The sequence below is a fragment of the Wenyingzhuangia gracilariae genome (assembly GCF_056387575.1).
The window spans coordinates 2,515,425-2,531,693 of record NZ_CM150748.1 but is presented as its reverse complement, the minus strand read 5'-3'; the positions used below and the strand labels follow the sequence as shown (position 1 = coordinate 2,531,693).

The 16,269-nt window shown below is 33.1% G+C and carries 20 protein-coding genes and 1 riboswitch; of the genes, 16 read left to right on the top strand and 4 right to left on the bottom strand.

Going from position 1 to position 16,269, the window contains the following annotated elements:
• Positions 1-15: 15 nt before the first annotated feature.
• Positions 16-924 carry a DMT family transporter gene (locus ACY2IJ_RS11015; protein WP_476724420.1) on the bottom strand — a complete coding sequence of 303 codons (909 nt, stop codon included), beginning with the start codon at positions 922-924 and terminating at the stop codon, positions 16-18.
• A gap of 83 nt (positions 925-1,007) precedes the next feature.
• On the opposite strand from ACY2IJ_RS11015, the gene ACY2IJ_RS11010 reads away from it, so the two are divergent.
• The 8 genes from ACY2IJ_RS11010 (at position 1,008) to rlmN (ending at position 7,559) form a co-directional block, all read left to right on the top strand.
• The gene (locus tag ACY2IJ_RS11010) at positions 1,008-2,039 is read left to right on the top strand and encodes a glycosyltransferase family 9 protein (protein WP_476724419.1); all 1,032 of its coding nucleotides are present in this window, start codon (positions 1,008-1,010) and stop codon (positions 2,037-2,039) included.
• Positions 2,040-2,122: 83 nt separating this feature from the next.
• On the top strand, positions 2,123-2,485 hold the full coding sequence (locus tag ACY2IJ_RS11005) for a DUF3127 domain-containing protein (protein WP_476724418.1): 363 nt from the start codon (positions 2,123-2,125) through the stop codon (positions 2,483-2,485).
• 84 nt (positions 2,486-2,569) lie between these two features.
• Entirely contained in the window at positions 2,570-3,211 is a 642-nt protein-coding gene (gene aat / locus ACY2IJ_RS11000; RefSeq protein ID WP_476724417.1) for a leucyl/phenylalanyl-tRNA--protein transferase, read from the top strand.
• Between the two features lie 102 nt (positions 3,212-3,313).
• Positions 3,314-3,640: a nucleotide pyrophosphohydrolase gene (locus ACY2IJ_RS10995; RefSeq protein WP_476724416.1), complete on the top strand. Its 327-nt coding sequence runs from the start codon at positions 3,314-3,316 to the stop codon at positions 3,638-3,640.
• Entirely contained in the window at positions 3,640-3,900 is a 261-nt protein-coding gene (locus tag ACY2IJ_RS10990) for a hypothetical protein (RefSeq protein ID WP_476724415.1), read from the top strand. Before ACY2IJ_RS10995 ends, ACY2IJ_RS10990 begins: the two co-directional genes overlap by 1 nt.
• A 1-nt stretch (position 3,901) precedes the next feature.
• Positions 3,902-5,131: a 3-phosphoshikimate 1-carboxyvinyltransferase gene (locus ACY2IJ_RS10985; RefSeq protein WP_476724414.1), complete on the top strand. Its 1,230-nt coding sequence runs from the start codon at positions 3,902-3,904 to the stop codon at positions 5,129-5,131.
• 239 nt (positions 5,132-5,370) lie between these two features.
• Complete coding sequence (gene queA, locus ACY2IJ_RS10980; protein ID WP_476724413.1) at positions 5,371-6,420, top strand: tRNA preQ1(34) S-adenosylmethionine ribosyltransferase-isomerase QueA; 1,050 nt, start codon at positions 5,371-5,373, stop codon at positions 6,418-6,420.
• Positions 6,421-6,518: 98 nt separating this feature from the next.
• On the top strand, positions 6,519-7,559 hold the full coding sequence (gene rlmN / locus ACY2IJ_RS10975; protein ID WP_476726557.1) for a dual-specificity RNA methyltransferase RlmN: 1,041 nt from the start codon (positions 6,519-6,521) through the stop codon (positions 7,557-7,559).
• A 3-nt stretch (positions 7,560-7,562) separates the two neighbouring features.
• On the opposite strand, the gene ACY2IJ_RS10970 is transcribed toward rlmN, so the two are convergent.
• From ACY2IJ_RS10970 to ACY2IJ_RS10960, 3 genes are all read right to left on the bottom strand, one after another.
• Positions 7,563-7,817, bottom strand: coding sequence for a SemiSWEET family sugar transporter (locus ACY2IJ_RS10970; protein WP_476724412.1), 255 nt, complete (start codon positions 7,815-7,817; stop codon positions 7,563-7,565).
• A gap of 163 nt (positions 7,818-7,980) precedes the next feature.
• Positions 7,981-8,367, bottom strand: a complete 387-nt coding sequence (locus ACY2IJ_RS10965; protein ID WP_476724411.1) for a hypothetical protein — start codon at positions 8,365-8,367, stop codon at positions 7,981-7,983.
• Positions 8,367-9,614, bottom strand: coding sequence for a sulfite oxidase (locus tag ACY2IJ_RS10960; RefSeq protein WP_476724410.1), 1,248 nt, complete (start codon positions 9,612-9,614; stop codon positions 8,367-8,369). Before ACY2IJ_RS10960 ends, ACY2IJ_RS10965 begins: the two co-directional genes overlap by 1 nt.
• Before the next feature lie 456 nt (positions 9,615-10,070).
• A riboswitch (TPP riboswitch) is annotated at positions 10,071-10,176 on the top strand.
• A gap of 102 nt (positions 10,177-10,278) precedes the next feature.
• Here ACY2IJ_RS10960 and thiS point away from each other — a divergent pair.
• The 8 genes from thiS (at position 10,279) to ACY2IJ_RS10920 (ending at position 16,235) form a co-directional block, all read left to right on the top strand.
• Positions 10,279-10,482, top strand: coding sequence for a sulfur carrier protein ThiS (thiS, locus tag ACY2IJ_RS10955; RefSeq protein WP_476724409.1), 204 nt, complete (start codon positions 10,279-10,281; stop codon positions 10,480-10,482).
• Between the two features lie 95 nt (positions 10,483-10,577).
• Positions 10,578-12,440, top strand: a complete 1,863-nt coding sequence (gene thiC, locus ACY2IJ_RS10950; protein WP_476724408.1) for a phosphomethylpyrimidine synthase ThiC — start codon at positions 10,578-10,580, stop codon at positions 12,438-12,440.
• A 345-nt stretch (positions 12,441-12,785) separates the two neighbouring features.
• Positions 12,786-13,439, top strand: a complete 654-nt coding sequence (locus ACY2IJ_RS10945) for a thiamine phosphate synthase (RefSeq protein ID WP_476724407.1) — start codon at positions 12,786-12,788, stop codon at positions 13,437-13,439.
• Positions 13,440-13,441: 2 nt separating this feature from the next.
• On the top strand, positions 13,442-13,801 hold the full coding sequence (locus tag ACY2IJ_RS10940) for a four helix bundle protein (RefSeq protein WP_476724406.1): 360 nt from the start codon (positions 13,442-13,444) through the stop codon (positions 13,799-13,801).
• A complete protein-coding gene (locus tag ACY2IJ_RS10935) occupies positions 13,794-14,630 on the top strand; it encodes a hydroxymethylpyrimidine/phosphomethylpyrimidine kinase (protein ID WP_476724405.1) in 837 nt (278 codons plus the stop codon). The genes ACY2IJ_RS10940 and ACY2IJ_RS10935 overlap by 8 nt, the downstream gene beginning before the upstream one ends.
• 3 nt (positions 14,631-14,633) lie before the next feature.
• Entirely contained in the window at positions 14,634-15,005 is a 372-nt protein-coding gene (locus tag ACY2IJ_RS10930; RefSeq protein WP_476724404.1) for a four helix bundle protein, read from the top strand.
• 50 nt (positions 15,006-15,055) lie between these two features.
• Complete coding sequence (gene thiE, locus ACY2IJ_RS10925) at positions 15,056-15,706, top strand: thiamine phosphate synthase (protein ID WP_476724403.1); 651 nt, start codon at positions 15,056-15,058, stop codon at positions 15,704-15,706.
• Positions 15,707-15,824: 118 nt separating this feature from the next.
• On the top strand, positions 15,825-16,235 hold the full coding sequence (locus ACY2IJ_RS10920) for a DUF1801 domain-containing protein (RefSeq protein ID WP_476724402.1): 411 nt from the start codon (positions 15,825-15,827) through the stop codon (positions 16,233-16,235).
• Positions 16,236-16,269: the final 34 nt, after the last annotated feature.

Genomic DNA, 16,269 nt, shown 5'->3' with positions numbered 1-16,269 from the left:
CGGATAGCCTTACTGCTACTCTCTAAGTTTGTTTTGCGCTTCTTTTGGTTGCAAACTAACCAAATAAACCCCTAAAAAAACAGCCAAAGAACTCAATACTTTTGCTATAGACAATTCATCAGCACCTACAGACAATGCAAACAAACTAGCAATTACAGGCTGTGTATAAATAAAAGCACTAACCGTAGTTGGCTTTAATTGTTTTAACCCATAAAGGTTAAACAGAAAATTAAAATAAGTAGCAAAAACAACAACGTAAGCAACAAGCCAATAAACATTTACAGGAATTTGATGCCATTTTACTTTTAAAACTTCATGAAATACGAATGGAGTCATAAACAACAAGCCAAAAGTATACAGCCATTTTACAAAAACAATAGGATGATATTTTGCAATCATTTTTTTGGCTAAAATTAAATACAAGGCATAGCCAGATGCATTTACAAACACCAACAAGTTGCCTAAAGGAATATTTACTGCATTTACCGTTTTTTGTGCTCCAGATGTTGTTAAACAATAAGCCCCCAACAAACCTATAACAATTCCTAAAGCTCTTTTCCAGTTTAACTTTTCTTTTAAAATAAACAAAGAAAACACAAATACTAAAATAGGAGTAGTTACCATAATAACCGCTCCATTTATAGGAGTTGTTAAACTTAAGCCCTTAAAAAACGACAAAATATTAATAACAACAGCTATAATAGACAACAAAGCAACTGGTAAAAAATCTTTTTTTTCTAAAGGTGATGATTTTACAAAAAAAGAAGTAATCCAAAACAAAAGAGTAGCCGCAAAAATACGAACCCACACCAAAGCATAGGAAGACATATGTTCTGGCATTACTTTTTTTACCAACGTGTAGTTTATTCCATAAAAAATTGCTGTACTAAAAACAGCCAACAAGGCTAGATTTCTTTTACTCATTCTTTTAAATTCTACCACAAAGATGCTAAGAAATTTAAGATAGACGAACTTAAACATCTACAGAAAATAACTAAATTCGTGGTATGCAAAACAAAAAGCACCTTTTAGTTATTCGTATGTCTGCCATGGGCGATGTTGCCATGACAGTTCCTGTTATAAAAACCTTACTAGCTCAGCATCCAAACGTAAAAATTACCATGGTTTCTAAAGCTTTTTTAAAACCACTTTTTGATGGTATTGAAAATGTAACTTTTTATGCAGCCGACACTACAGGAAAACACAAAGGAACCATAGGTATATATAAACTTTACAAAGAATTAAAAAAATTAAAGGTTGATGCCGTTGCTGATTTACACAACGTTTTACGCTCTAAACTATTAAGAACTCTTTTTAAAATTGACGGTACTCCTACTGCGTTTATCAACAAAGGAAGATCCGAAAAAAAAGCACTAACAGCACTAAAGAATAAAGTTTTTAAGCCTTTAAAAAGTACACATCAACGTTATGCAGATGTGTTTTCTTTCTTAGGTTTTTCAATAAATTTAGAAACTCCATCGTTTAAAGAAAAAGAAACATTAACCAATTCTTTAAAAACTCTATTCAATTATCAAACCGATGAAAAAATTATTGGAATTGCTCCTTTTGCTGCCCACCAAGGAAAAAAATACCCCCTAGACTTAATGAAAAAGGTAATTGAGGAACTTTCTAAAAATTACAAAATTTTATTGTTTGGAGGCGGATCATCAGAAACAGAAGCTTTGACAAAAATTAGCAACCAATATAACAACACTTTTTGCATTGCTGGACAAGTACAACTAAAAGAAGAACTTACCATTATAAGCAACTTGTCTGTTATGATAAGTATGGATAGCGGAAACGGACATTTTTCGGCTTTATTTGGTGTGCCTACTATTACTATTTGGGGAGCTACGCATCCGTATGCAGGATTTGCTCCTTTTAAACAAAGTGAAAATTGTTTGGTTGCAGATAGAACAAAATTTCCGTTACTACCTACATCGGTATACGGAAACAAAACAATTGTAGGTTACGAACATGTAATGAACACCATTCAACCTAACACAATCGTCAACAAAGTGTTATCAACAATAAAGTAGATTTGTTAATAAGTTTAAACAGTTTCTATTCTAGTTTCTTAACAATCTAATTATTTTTGATATTCAATAAATAAATGAAGAACATGCAAGTATCAGGAAAAATTAAATTAATTAACGACACGCAAACATTTGGAGCTAGCGGATTTAGAAAAAGAGAATTGGTATTAACAACCGATGAACAATACCCTCAAATGTTATTGATAGAATTTGTACAAGACAAGGTAGATATTTTAGATGCATATAAAGTTGGACAAGACGTTACTATTTCTATCAACTTAAGAGGTCGTGAATGGATCAATCCAGAAGGTGTTGCTAAATACTTTAACTCTATTACAGGTTGGAGAATTGAAGCTGCTGCACCCGCTGCACAAGGAGGAGAAGCACCTGCTACTTTTGAAACAACTTCTATAGCACAAAACGAAGAACCAGACGATTTACCTTTTTAATTAAAAAAGTTATCTTAAAATATTTAAAGCGCTTTCAATTTTATTGGAAGCGTTTTTGCATTAAATTTCACAGAAATTTACCCTATGTATTTATTAGATCAAAACTCTGTACAATTTCCTCATCCTAGTTTAGCAAATGAAGATGATATTCTTGCCATTGGCGGAGATTTATCTACAAAGCGTTTGCTTGCAGCTTACCAACAAGGTATTTTTCCATGGTATTGTGATGGCGAACCCATTATTTGGTATAGCCCCGCTTGGCGAATGGTTATAGCCCCAAGACATTATAAACCCTCTAAGAGTTTAAAGCAAATCATTAAAAAAAATACTTTTACAGTTACTTTTAACCAAAACTTTAAAGAGGTAATTTATCATTGTAAAACCATTAATAGAAATGATGGCTTAGGAACCTGGATTACCAATGACATGCAGCAAGCCTACATTAGGCTACACGAATTAGGATACGCAAAATCTGTAGAAGTTTGGTTAAACAACCAATTGGTAGGTGGTTTATATGGTATTGATCAAGGTCACGTTTTTTGCGGAGAAAGTATGTTTAGCAAAGTAAGCAATGCTTCAAAAATTGCTTTTGCTTGGTTGTGCAATCATTTATCCGAAAACAAATACAAACTATTAGATTGTCAAGTTCACAATAGCCACTTAGAAAGCTTAGGAGCTTATGAAATTCCGAGACAAGAATTTTTAGCTATTTTAGAAAAAAAATAAACTTTTACTTTACTACTTTAATCTTTTTACTTGTAAAGCAAACCCTTATCTTTGAGCCGTTTTTAACTCAAAAGAGCACAACCAAAGAATAAACATAGCAACATGGATATTAAAAATGCACAGCTTGACGTAGACAAGTGGATTAAAGAACACGGTGTTCGTTATTTTAACGAATTAACCAACATGGCTCAATTAACTGAAGAGGTTGGAGAAGTAGCCAGAATTATTGCTCGTAGATACGGAGAACAATCAGAAAAAGAAAGCGACAAAAACAAAGATTTAGGAGAGGAATTGTCTGATGTATTATTTGTTTTATTATGCTTGGCAAACCAAACAGGAGTAGATCTACAAGCTGCTTTTGATGCTAAATTAGACTTAAAAACAAAACGTGATCACGATCGTCATCACAACAATCAAAAATTAAAATAATGGCCAATCAAAAAATACAACAAGTTGCAAACACTCCCATTTGGAAATTAGCGATTAGATTCATGATTTCTTTTGGGTTTATTTTAATTATAGTACTTACCGCAGCAGAATTATTTAAAAACGGTAATCTAAATGCAATCTCCCAAAGTTTTCAAGATGGAACTTGGATTACTTTTATTGGTATTAGACTAGCTGTAATTACAGCATATGGATTTGTAATGGCTTTTTTAACCAAAAGAAAAGCTAAAAACACTTTATAAAATGGCACATGCAGATATAGGAACTAAATTCCTAAAACAATACAACGGACCAGTAAACGACACTTTTCAAATTACCGGGTCTAAAAGTGAAAGTAATCGTTTGTTAATTTTACAAGCGTTGTACCCAAGTATAGAAATTAGCAACTTATCTAATTCTGACGATACCAACTTAATGTTAAACGCATTAAATTCATCAGAAAAAGAAATAAATATAGGGCATGCTGGAACCACCATGCGTTTTTTAACCAGCTATTTTGCTGTAAAACCTAACTCAGAAATTATTTTAACAGGATCTGCTAGAATGCAAGAACGTCCTATTAAAATTTTGGTAGATGCTTTGCGTTCTTTGGGTGCTAATATTGAATATGTTAAAAACGATGGTTATCCTCCTTTAAAAATTACAGGAACTACTTTAACCGACAACAAAGTTAAGATTGATGGTAGCGTAAGTAGTCAATACATTTCTTCTTTATTATTAATTGCTCCTACACTTCCTAATGGATTGACTATTGAATTTGAAGGGAAAATTACTTCTATTCCATACATTCAAATGACATTAAGTTTATTGAATGATTTAGGAGTAATCACAGAATTTGAAGGTCAATTTATAACCGTTGCTCCTACACAAGAAATTAAAAACATAGAGTTTACCGTAGAATCAGACTGGAGTTCTGCTTCTTATGCCTATGGATTTGTGGCTTTAACCAAAAACGGAACTTTAGAAATTTCATCATACAAACAAAACAGCTTACAAGGAGATTCTGTGCTGCAAGAAATTTACAAAGAATTTGGAGTAACTACAACGTTTAACAACCACACCATCACTTTGCAAAAAACACCAAACTTTACACTTCCTAAAAGAGTAGAATTTGATTTGGTAAAAGCTCCAGACATTGCACAAACCATAGCTGTTACCGCTTTTGGTTTGGGAGTAGAATGTCATATGACGGGCTTACATACTCTAAAAATTAAAGAAACCGATAGAATTGTAGCCTTAGACAATGAATTAACAAAACTAGGAGCTACTATAGAAACCTCAGACGAAACCTTAACCGTAAAAACCTTTAATAACACTATAAATAGCGATGTACACATTGCTACTTATAACGACCACAGAATGGCCATGGCTTTTGCTCCTCTATTATTAAAAACCAATATTAATATAGACGATGCAGGAGTGGTTTCTAAATCATATCCTAGTTTTTGGGACGATTATGAAAGATTTCAGTAACTTAAAAGGCTGTAAGTATTGAGTAATCAGTACCAATTTTTAAAAAAATGCTCAAAAATAAATTAAATTTTTGAGCATTTTTTATAGGTTACAAAACACCGCTACTACACATAAACACTCACTCTCAGTACCCTGTATTTAATAATGATGACTAGTCAAAACAAAAATAAACGTCAATATGCTTGACAACCCCTATTCTCAGATTGTATATTTGCATTCTATCTAAAAACAACATATACATGAAGTTATCTGCATTTCACTTTGATTTACCTGATGAATTGATAGCACAACATCCTGCTGAATACAGAGATGAATCTCGCTTAATGGTCTTAAACAGACAAGAGCAAACCATAGAACACAAACAGTTTAAAGACTTAATCAACTATTTTGACGATGGTGATTTAATGATTTTAAACAATACAAAAGTTTTCCCTGCTCGTATGTATGGTAACAAAGAAAAAACAGGTGCTAGAATAGAAGTTTTTTTGTTACGTGAATTAAATGCTGAAAACCGTTTATGGGATGTATTGGTAGATCCTGCTCGTAAAATTAGAATTGGAAACAAATTATTTTTTGGAGATGACGACTCTTTGGTAGCAGAAGTAATAGACAATACAACCTCTAGAGGTCGTACTTTACGTTTTTTATATGATGGTTCTTATGAAGAATTTAGACAAAAACTAGAAGACCTAGGAGAAACTCCTATTCCAAAACACATTAACAGAGAAGTTGAACCAGAAGACGAAGAACGTTTCCAAACTATTTATGCCAAAGAAGAAGGTGCTGTTGCAGCCCCTACTGCAGGTTTACACTTTTCTAAACATTTAATGAAGCGTTTGGAAATTAAAGGAGTAGATTTTGCTGAATTGACATTACACATTGGTTTAGGTACTTTTAATCCTGTAGAAGTAGAAGATTTATCTAAACACAAAATGGATTCTGAACAAATGAATGTATCAGAAGACACTTGTGAAATTGTTAACAATGCTATTGACAATAAACGTAGAGTTTGTGCTGTTGGAACTACAGTTATGAGAGCTATAGAATCTACAGTATCTTCTAACGGTAGATTAAACCCTTATGATGGTTGGACAAATAAATTTATTTTCCCTCCTTATGATTTTAGTATTGCCAACTCTATGATTACCAACTTCCACCCTTCTAAATCAACCTTAATGATGCAAGTAGCAGCATTTGCTGGTTACGATTTTTTAATGAAAGCGTACAACGAAGCTATTAAAGAAGGATATAAATTTAGCACATACGGAGATGCAATGTTGATTATCTAATCAATCGTTAAAATATATTCCAAGAATCCCGAAGTTTTACACTTCGGGATTTTTCTTTTATTATAGTTACGTACCTTTGCCTAACAGAATTTTACAAAATCATTATGTCTAAAAAAGATATTAGAGCCCTTACTAAAGATCAATTAAGAGATTTTTTCGTTGAAAACGGAGACAAAGCTTTTAGAGGTAACCAAGTTTACGAATGGTTATGGTCCAAATCTGCTCATACTTTTGAGGACATGACTAACCTATCTAAACAAACTAGAGATATGTTAGACACCAATTTCACCATCAACCATATTGAGGTAGACAACATGCAACGCAGTAAAGACGGTACGGTTAAAAATGCGGTAAAACTACACGATGGTTTAATTGTAGAATCTGTATTAATCCCTACTAGCGACAGAACCACTGCTTGTGTTTCTAGCCAAGTAGGCTGTAGTTTAGATTGTGAATTTTGCGCTACGGCTCGTTTAAAACGTATGCGTAACCTAAATGCTGATGAAATTTTTGATCAAGTAGCAGCTATCAATCAAGAAAGTATCAAAACTCACAAACACAAATTATCTAACATTGTGTATATGGGAATGGGAGAACCCTTAATGAACTACAACAATGTAATGAAATCTATAGAAATGATTACAAGTGATGAAGGTTTGGGGATGTCTCCTAAACGAATCACTGTTTCTACTTCTGGATTGCCTAAAATGATTAAAAAATTGGCTGATGATGATGTAAAATTCAATTTAGCTGTTTCTCTACATTCAGCTATTGAGGAAACTCGTAATAAAATCATGCCTTTTTCTAAAAACTTTCCGTTAACAGACTTACGTGAATCTTTAGAATATTGGTATGCAAAAACACAAAGCAGAATTACCTACGAATATGTAGTTTGGAAAGACATTAACGATAAACAAGAAGATATTAACGCATTGGTAAAATTCTGTTCTTATGTTCCGTGTAAAGTGAATTTAATAGAATACAATCCTATTGATGATGGAGAATACCAACAAGCTAGCACAAAAGCTACAGATGATTATGTGTACTCTTTAGAAAAAAACGGAATTGTAGTAAACGTTCGTCGCTCTAGAGGTAAAGATATTGATGCTGCTTGTGGACAATTGGCTAATAAAAGCTAATTTTTATTTATACCTAACCTTTAACAACAGCAACAACAAAGCTCCTAAAGTAAAAAAACTATTGGTTACATAAATAATCGGATCATCTTTTAATATACCATACGTTAACCAAAAAAAACCGTTTAGCAATCCAACCCACAAACCACTCCAAGACAAACTACTTGTGTCTTTTTGCTGGAATGATTTCCAAACCTGAGGAAAGAACATACTGCTTGACGTAATTCCTCCTAACACACCAATTACCGATGCTAAATCCACTATTTTTACTTTTTAAAATTGTTTGTAAAAGTATTATTATCTATTAAAAACTAGCTTCTATTTTTATTATTTTTTCATTCTTAAAAACTTAAAAAATTCCTCCACAAGCAGCAACTAAAATCTAATTATTAGGCTTCTTTAATTTGATACCTTGTTTCAAAAATCAATCCTTTTTTAACTCGTACCATTCAATACCTTCAAGAGCAGGTCTTCTACCTTTATCGACTGGAGGATAGTTTCTGGCCAAATAATCCAAAATTAAATCTTCATTTTCTCCCAAATCCCATAATTTATGTTTTTTTTGCATCCAACGAATCATCTCTAACCATCCATCTCTTGTAGCTCTATTCTGAATTACCAATTTACTAGAATGGCAAACTGTACATGTCTGTTTTACTTCAAGATAACCTCTATCTATAATCAATCCAGAAATAGAATCCGTATACACTTTAAACTTTACAGCCTTGTGCCCTTTAGGTGTTTCTGTTTTATGATTGCAAGAGCCTAATACCAAAGCAATACATCCTATTAAATATATTTTTTTGAACATTAATCTATAATTTTTACTGCAATTCTATGACAAGCGTTATTTAAATATCCTTTTGGATTCCATCCTGGTACCACCATAGGTTGCATAACACCATGACTATCTTTTGCCTTTGCCCAAATTTCATAATAACCTTTTTTAGGAAATTGCACTTCTGTTTTCCAATGTTGCCAAGCCAGTCTATTCACAGGTTTTTCTAATTCGCATTTTTGCCAAGTTGATCCAAAATCAATAGAAACCTCCATTTCAGAAACTTCCAAATCGCCCGCCCAAGCATGTCCTCTTACTTCTAAGGTTTTCCCCTCTTTTAACATAGCTCCTGTTTTAGGAAAGGTAATCAACGATTTTACAGGCATAGACTCTATGATACGCATATCTTCTTCTGCAACTTTCTCTCCTGGTTTTACAGGTTTATTTGGTACTCTATACGAATATCCATTCATTTTAACACCATCATGAACTTTATCTCTTACTACAATTTTGCGTAACCATTTTCCTGATGTAGATGCTGGCCAGCCTCCAAAAACTACTCGTAAAGGATGTCCATTCATTAATGGTATATCTTCATCATTTAATGCCCAAGCAATTAGAGACTCTTCTTCCATTGCTTTAGCTATTGGCACTCCTCTAGAAATAACAACCTCATCTAAATCTCCATTTAAATGCGTGTCTTTTCCATAATACCCAATATAAACAGCATTCTCTTTTATTCCTACATATTCCAACACGTCTTTTAAACGAACCCCTGTCCATTTAGGACAACCTACTGCTCCTGTAGTCCATTGATTTCCTTTGGCTGTAGGACTAAATTCCGAACGACCATTTCCTCCACATTCTATAACCAATTGATAACTGTAATGTTTAAATTTCTTTTTTAATTCATCTAAAGTAAACGTAACTTTTCGTTTTACAGACTCTCCTTCAATTTCTAGAGTCCAACTAGAAACATCTACCTCCGAAGGTGGCACCCCATTATTTCTTACAAATAAATTTTTAGCAGGTGTAATTCTATCGTCTAATAAATGTGCTGGAGTTTCTACATTCCAAGGTCTATCATTAAATATGGTTAACTCTCCATGTTTTCCTATCGATTCTAAAGGATTCTCTGGTAATTCTTCTAAAATTACAGGTGTTAAGCCCTTTGGTAAATTTTTTGAAAAAACAATTTCTGTCCCTAAAACAGTGGCAAGGGTTGCCAAGCTACTTTTACGAATAAAATCTCTTCTTGAATTTTTGGTTTGATTCTCCATCTCGTATTTGAGTTTTTTTTGAATAAGTAAATCTAAGATTCTTTAATCTATGAAAAAATTGTAACAACTATAAATACTTAAGGGGTGGGATGGGATAAATTAATTACATGAACTACAAACGTCTTTTGTTTTAAATTATTGTTAACTAAAACTTGACTTTTTTAAATCAGAATACATTTACAAAGATACGAACAACTGTTGTGATCGTTTTTTGTTGTAAAACATACAGAATAAATACATACTAATACAAAACAAAAGATTATATTAATACTTACCAAATAGGAAAAAGAATCCATATTCAATCAAAATCAGAGACTATCACTAAAAAAATAATGTTTTAACTTATTCAAAAAACAATTTACCAAAAGACTATCTTAATAAGGTAGTCTTTTTTTTATCGTATACTATCTGTAAAACTAACAGCTAATTACGAGTATTTTAACTATATTTGTTTACGATAAACTTTAGGGGTGTTTTGTAATTGAAAAACCTACAAAACTGAGAATTACCCTTTGAACCTGAATAAGTTAGTACTTACGTAGGGAAAAGTGAGGTCATAGACCTCTTTTTGTTATTAACATAGCAACGCAATTTTTAGCGTACTATCTTAATCAAGTTTAAGCAGAGTCCTTCTGCAAAGGTTATCGCCAAAATATTTTAAATAATGATAACTGTAAAAGTAAACAACCTTTCCAAAGAAATTTCAGTAAACAGTTCTGTAGAACAGTTGTTACAACAATTGTCTCAACCAGAACATGGAATTGCTGTAGCCATTAACCAACAAATTATTTCAAAATCTAATTGGAACCAACATCAACTAAACCAGGGAGATGATGTTTTAATTATACAAGCTACACAGGGAGGATAAACTCAATTAGCAATCAATCAATTACGAATTAACAATTATACGTAGCTACGATAAGTCTTTATACTTTCTACCTACCACCAAACACCACAATAAAAATGAAAAACAAAGACACTGCACCAAAAGAAGGACAAATTACAAGAAAGCCTTTTCCAAATTCTAAAAAGATTTACGTACCAGGAAAAATTCATCCACAAATTAAAGTGGCTATGCGTGAAATTTCTTTGGCGGACACAACAGATTCGATGACCAAAAAGAAAACACCAAACGAACCAGTTACAGTTTACGATACTTCTGGACCTTATACAGATCCTAACAAAGAAATTAACGTACATAACGGAATAGAAAGAATTAGAGAACAGTGGATTTTAGATCGTGGGGATGTAGAAGAATTAGACTCTTTTACGTCTAAATATTGTAACGAGCGTTTAAACGATAAAAGTTTAGACCACATGCGTTTTGATTTAAAACACAAACCAAAACGTGCTAAAAAAGGAAAAAATGTAACGCAATTACACTACGCTAAGCAAGGAATTATTACTCCAGAAATGGAATACATCGCCATTCGTGAAAATCAACGAATTGACGAAATGACCGAGATAAGAAAACAACACAAAGGAGAACATTTTGGAGCTGCCATTCCAGAAAAAATTACGGCAGAATTTGTTCGTGAAGAAGTTGCTAGAGGTCGTGCAGTAATCCCATCAAACATTAACCACCCAGAAGCAGAACCTATGATTTTAGGTAGAAACTTCTTGGTAAAAATCAATGCAAATATTGGAAACTCTGCTACCACATCATCTATAGAAGAAGAAGTAGAAAAAGCTGTTTGGGCTTGCCGTTGGGGAGCAGATAATATTATGGATTTATCTACAGGACAAAACATTCACGAAACTCGTGAGTGGATTATCCGTAACTCTCCAGTGCCAGTAGGTACCGTACCTATTTATCAAGCTTTAGAAAAAGTAAACGGGGTTGCAGAAGACTTAACATGGGAAATTTTCCGTGATACTTTAATTGAGCAAGCAGAACAAGGAGTAGATTATTTTACCATTCACGCCGGAGTTTTATTACGTTACGTACCTATGACAGCGAATCGTGTTACAGGAATTGTATCTCGTGGAGGATCCATCATGGCAAAATGGTGTTTGGCACATCATAAAGAAAGTTTCTTGTACACACATTTCGAAGAAATTTGTGAAATTTTAAAACAATACGATGTTGCTTTTTCTTTAGGAGATGGTTTACGTCCGGGTTCTGTAGCCGATGCAAATGATGAAGCTCAGTTTGCTGAATTGGAAACTTTGGGTGAATTAACACAAATTGCTCGTAAGCACGAAGTACAATGTTTTATAGAAGGACCAGGTCACGTGCCAATGCACATGATTAAAGAAAATATGGAAAAGCAAATTGAAGTTTGTGACGAAGCTCCTTTTTACACATTAGGACCTTTAACTACTGATATTGCTCCAGGTTACGACCACATTACATCGGGTATTGGTGCTGCTATGATTGGTTGGTACGGATGTGCTATGTTGTGTTACGTAACTCCAAAAGAACACTTAGGATTGCCTAATAAGGAAGATGTTCGTGTGGGAGTGGTAACTTATAAATTAGCGGCTCATGCTGCCGATTTAGCCAAAGGTCACCCAGGTGCGCAACACAGAGACAATGCTTTAAGTATGGCTCGTTTTGAATTCCGTTGGGAAGATCAGTTTAACTTAGGTTTAGACCCAGAACGTGCGTTGGAATATCACGATGAAACCTTACCTGCCGATGGTGCAAAAGTGGCTCATTTCTGCTCTATGTGTGGACCAAAATTCTGTTCTATGAAAATTTCTCAGGAAGTACGTGATTTTGCTGCCGACAATGAAATTTCTGATGACAACGAAGTGTTGAAAAAAGGAATGGAAGAAAAGTCTCAAGAGTTTAAAGACAAAGGATCAGAGGTTTATCTATAGTATAAGTCGGGAGTTGCTTTAGATGGACATCGAGCGGAGTCGAGATGCCCATCTAAAGCTGGGCTTTCGGTGCTCGCTTTTTAAAAAGGTGTTCGAGCGGAGTCGAGAACAAATTTCAGAAAAACACCGTTTTAAAAGAGCTCAAACAAAACCTCAATCCCTAACTCATTCAAATGATTTCAAGTAATTTTGAAGAACTAAAATATAACAACAAGAACTTCTCGATACTAATTTTAACTCATTTCAATCGTAAAATTAACTCGAAGTGACAAATAAACACAAACGTCAATTCGAGTAATTTTGAGGAACGAAAAATAGTATCGAGAAGTCTTTACACAAAAAAACATGATAATTCTTATAGCTCCCGAGAACGACATTCCTAACGAAATTGAAATACTAGATCAACTATTTCAAGAAGGATTGGAATATTATCATTTCAGGAAACCACACAAGAATTATCAAGAGCATTGTGAGTATTTAAATCAGATTGACAAACAATATCACAACAGAATTGTAGTACATTATTTTCATGAGTTGGTAAACGAATACAATTTAAAAGGAATTCATTTTCAGGAAGCAAAACGTAGAGACGTTTTGAGTACAGAGTACAAAGTACAAAGTACAAAGACTTTTTTGCAACACTACGCTAAAAGCCTCAATACTCAATACTCAGTACTCAGTACTAAGAGCATAAGCTCTTCTTTTCATGAACCAGAAGAATTACAAAATTGTACGTTTGAGTTTGACTATCATTTACTAAGTCCTGTTTTCTCTTCTATTTCAAAACAAGGTTACAATGGCCGTGGTTTTGATGTCAATCACATCTATAAAACCATTGTAGGTATGGGAGGAGTAACAACAGAAAACTTAACCGAATTTAACAAACTAGGCTTTAAAGGAGTTGGAGTATTGGGTGGAATTTGGAATAGTGAAAACCCGGTGGAAGATTTTGTTACAATGCAAACATTTTTCAATGTACAATTAGCAAAGAACAATTAACAATGAGTAACAATATTATTCTTAACAAAACGTACAACTTTGCAATTAAAATTGTGAAACTTTCTCAATATTTAGTAAGTGAGAAAAAAGAATACGTTTTATCTAAACAAATACTACGCTCAGGAACTTCTGTAGGTGCAAATACTGAAGAAGCAACTGGAGGTTTCTCTAAAAAAGACTTTATATATAAACTAAATATAGCTTACAAAGAAGCTAGAGAAACTAAATATTGGTTGAGAATTTTAAAAGACACAGGTTATATTGAGTCTGAAGAATTTGAGGTATTGTTTGATGAACTTGAGCAAATATTAAAAATACTATTTACAATTATCAAAAAATCAAAAGAAAATGGAGATGGATAGAATTGATAATTGCACATTGCCAACTGCTAATTGTAAATACATATTAACTATCGCGGGTCACGATCCTTCAGGAGGTGCTGGATTGACTTCAGATATTAAAACATTTGAAGCACATGGTTTTTATGGCTTATCTGTTTGCACTGCTATAACCGTTCAAAATGATGTAGATTTTAAAGAGTGCGTTTGGACAGATCCTAAAGTGATTTTTTCACAAATTGAAACTTTATTCGAACGTTTTGAAATTGCTATCGTTAAAATAGGAATCATCCAATCTTGGCGAGCATTGCTCGATATTTTATTACAACTGAAATGCTTAAATCCTGAAGCAAAAATTGTTTTAGATCCAATTATCAAAGCCACTGCTGGTTTTGATTTTCATACAGACGAAAATCAAGATTTGTTGAATAAAATTTGGGAACAATGTTATATCATCACTCCCAACTATGATGAAATTCAATTACTGTACCCAGAAAAAGATATTGAAGAAACTACAGAACATATTGCCAGCAAAACCAACATCTATTTAAAAGGCGGACATAGAAAAGACAAAAAAGGTTGGGACGAATTATACCATAGTGGAATTGTAATGGTAAACATTCCTCCAAACGCTACTAAAGTTTCAGAAAAACACGGAAGCGGTTGTGTATTGTCATCTGCCTTAGCTTGTAATATTGGCTTAGAACAAGAGTTAGAAGATGCCTGTAAAGCTGCAAAATATTATACTGAAAGCTTTTTAAACTCTAATGATTCTTTGTTGGGAACGCATAAATTTAGTAGTTCAGAATCTGAGAAGTTTAGTAGTAAAGTATCATCTCAAAAACCAATGTAGCATATGGAAAAGAGCAAAAGTTTTGAAGATTTATTAGTTTGGCAAAAAGGACATCAATTTGTTCTAGAAGTTTATAAAATAACAAAATCGTTCCCTAAAGAAGAAATCTACGGATTGACTTCTCAATTTAGAAGGGCTTCTGTTTCTATTACAGCTAACATTGCAGAAGGATACAAAAGACTTTCTAACAAAGAGAAACTAAGGTTTTATAATATTGCTCAAGCATCACTAGAAGAATGTAAATATTTTTTAATTCTATCGAGGGATTTAGAGTATACAAATGAATTTAAAAAACTTAATGATTTGATTAATGAAGTAAGCAAAATGTTAAATTCTTATTGTAGATCCATTGCCAATAAAAACAACTATAATTAAGTTCTTAACTCCTCATATCCTAAAATTCTCAACTTCCATATTCACACAAAATGACCATCAACAAATTACATTACATATCGCAAGGAGCTACACCAATAGAGCATTTAGAAAATATCCAAAAAGCTTGTGCTTCGGGAGCTGAATTGGTACAACTTCGATTAAAAAATCTATCCGATAAAAAGATTTTAAAAACAGCTTTAGAAGCCAGAGAAATCACTAATCATTTTCAGACAAGATTGATTATTAATGATCATTATAAAATTGCTAAAGAAATAAAAGCAGATGGAGTTCATTTAGGATTAACAGACACTAGTCCCAAAATAGCTAGAAAAGAATTATTCTCTTGGCAAATTATAGGAGGAACCGCAAATACTTTACAAGACTGCCAACAAAGAATTAAAGAAGAAGTAGATTATATTGGTTTGGGACCTTTTAGATTTACTTCTACAAAAGATAATTTAAGTCCCATTTTAGGATTAGATGGTTATCGTTTGATTCTTGAAGAATTAAAAACAGAAACCCCAATTATAGCCATTGGAGGAATCACTATAAACGACATTTCTGAACTTTTAAAAACAGGAGTTTCGGGTATTGCTATGTCTGGAGAAATTACTAGAGATTTTAATCAAATTAGAAACATCAATCAACTATTAAAAGCCGGAAATAGTGCAGAACAGAGATATGATTTTGGAAATAAATAAGAATTTAAGAATCTGAGGAGTTAAAGCTCGTATACGAGCAGGAGTTAAGAAGTTTTACTAACTACTTAACTTCTATCACTCCTAAAATTCTTAACTACTCATCAAAACAACGAAACCTATGGCCAACAAAAATCAACCAACCAACGCAAGTGTTACAGACTTTATCAACCTAGTTGACAAAGAACAAAAACGTAAAGATTGTTTTGAAATACTAAATATGATGGAAACGCTAACAGGAGAAAAACCTGTGATGTGGGGAGATAGTATTGTGGGGTTTGGCCAATACAGATACAAAACAAAATCGGGCATAGAAGACAATTGGTTCACCTGTGGATTCTCGCCTAGAAAAGCAAATACATCCTTATATCTAATGGGGTGCGACATCAAAAAAAGTCAAGATTTATTAGACCAATTAGGAAAACACAAAACCGGTGTAGGCTGCTTATACATTAACAAGTTAGCAGATGTAGACACCCAAGTTTTAAAAGAAATAATTAAGAGAACAATAAAGGAAGTAGTTAAGGAGTAAAGAAGTTAAAGAGCTTTAACTCCTTAAATTCTTG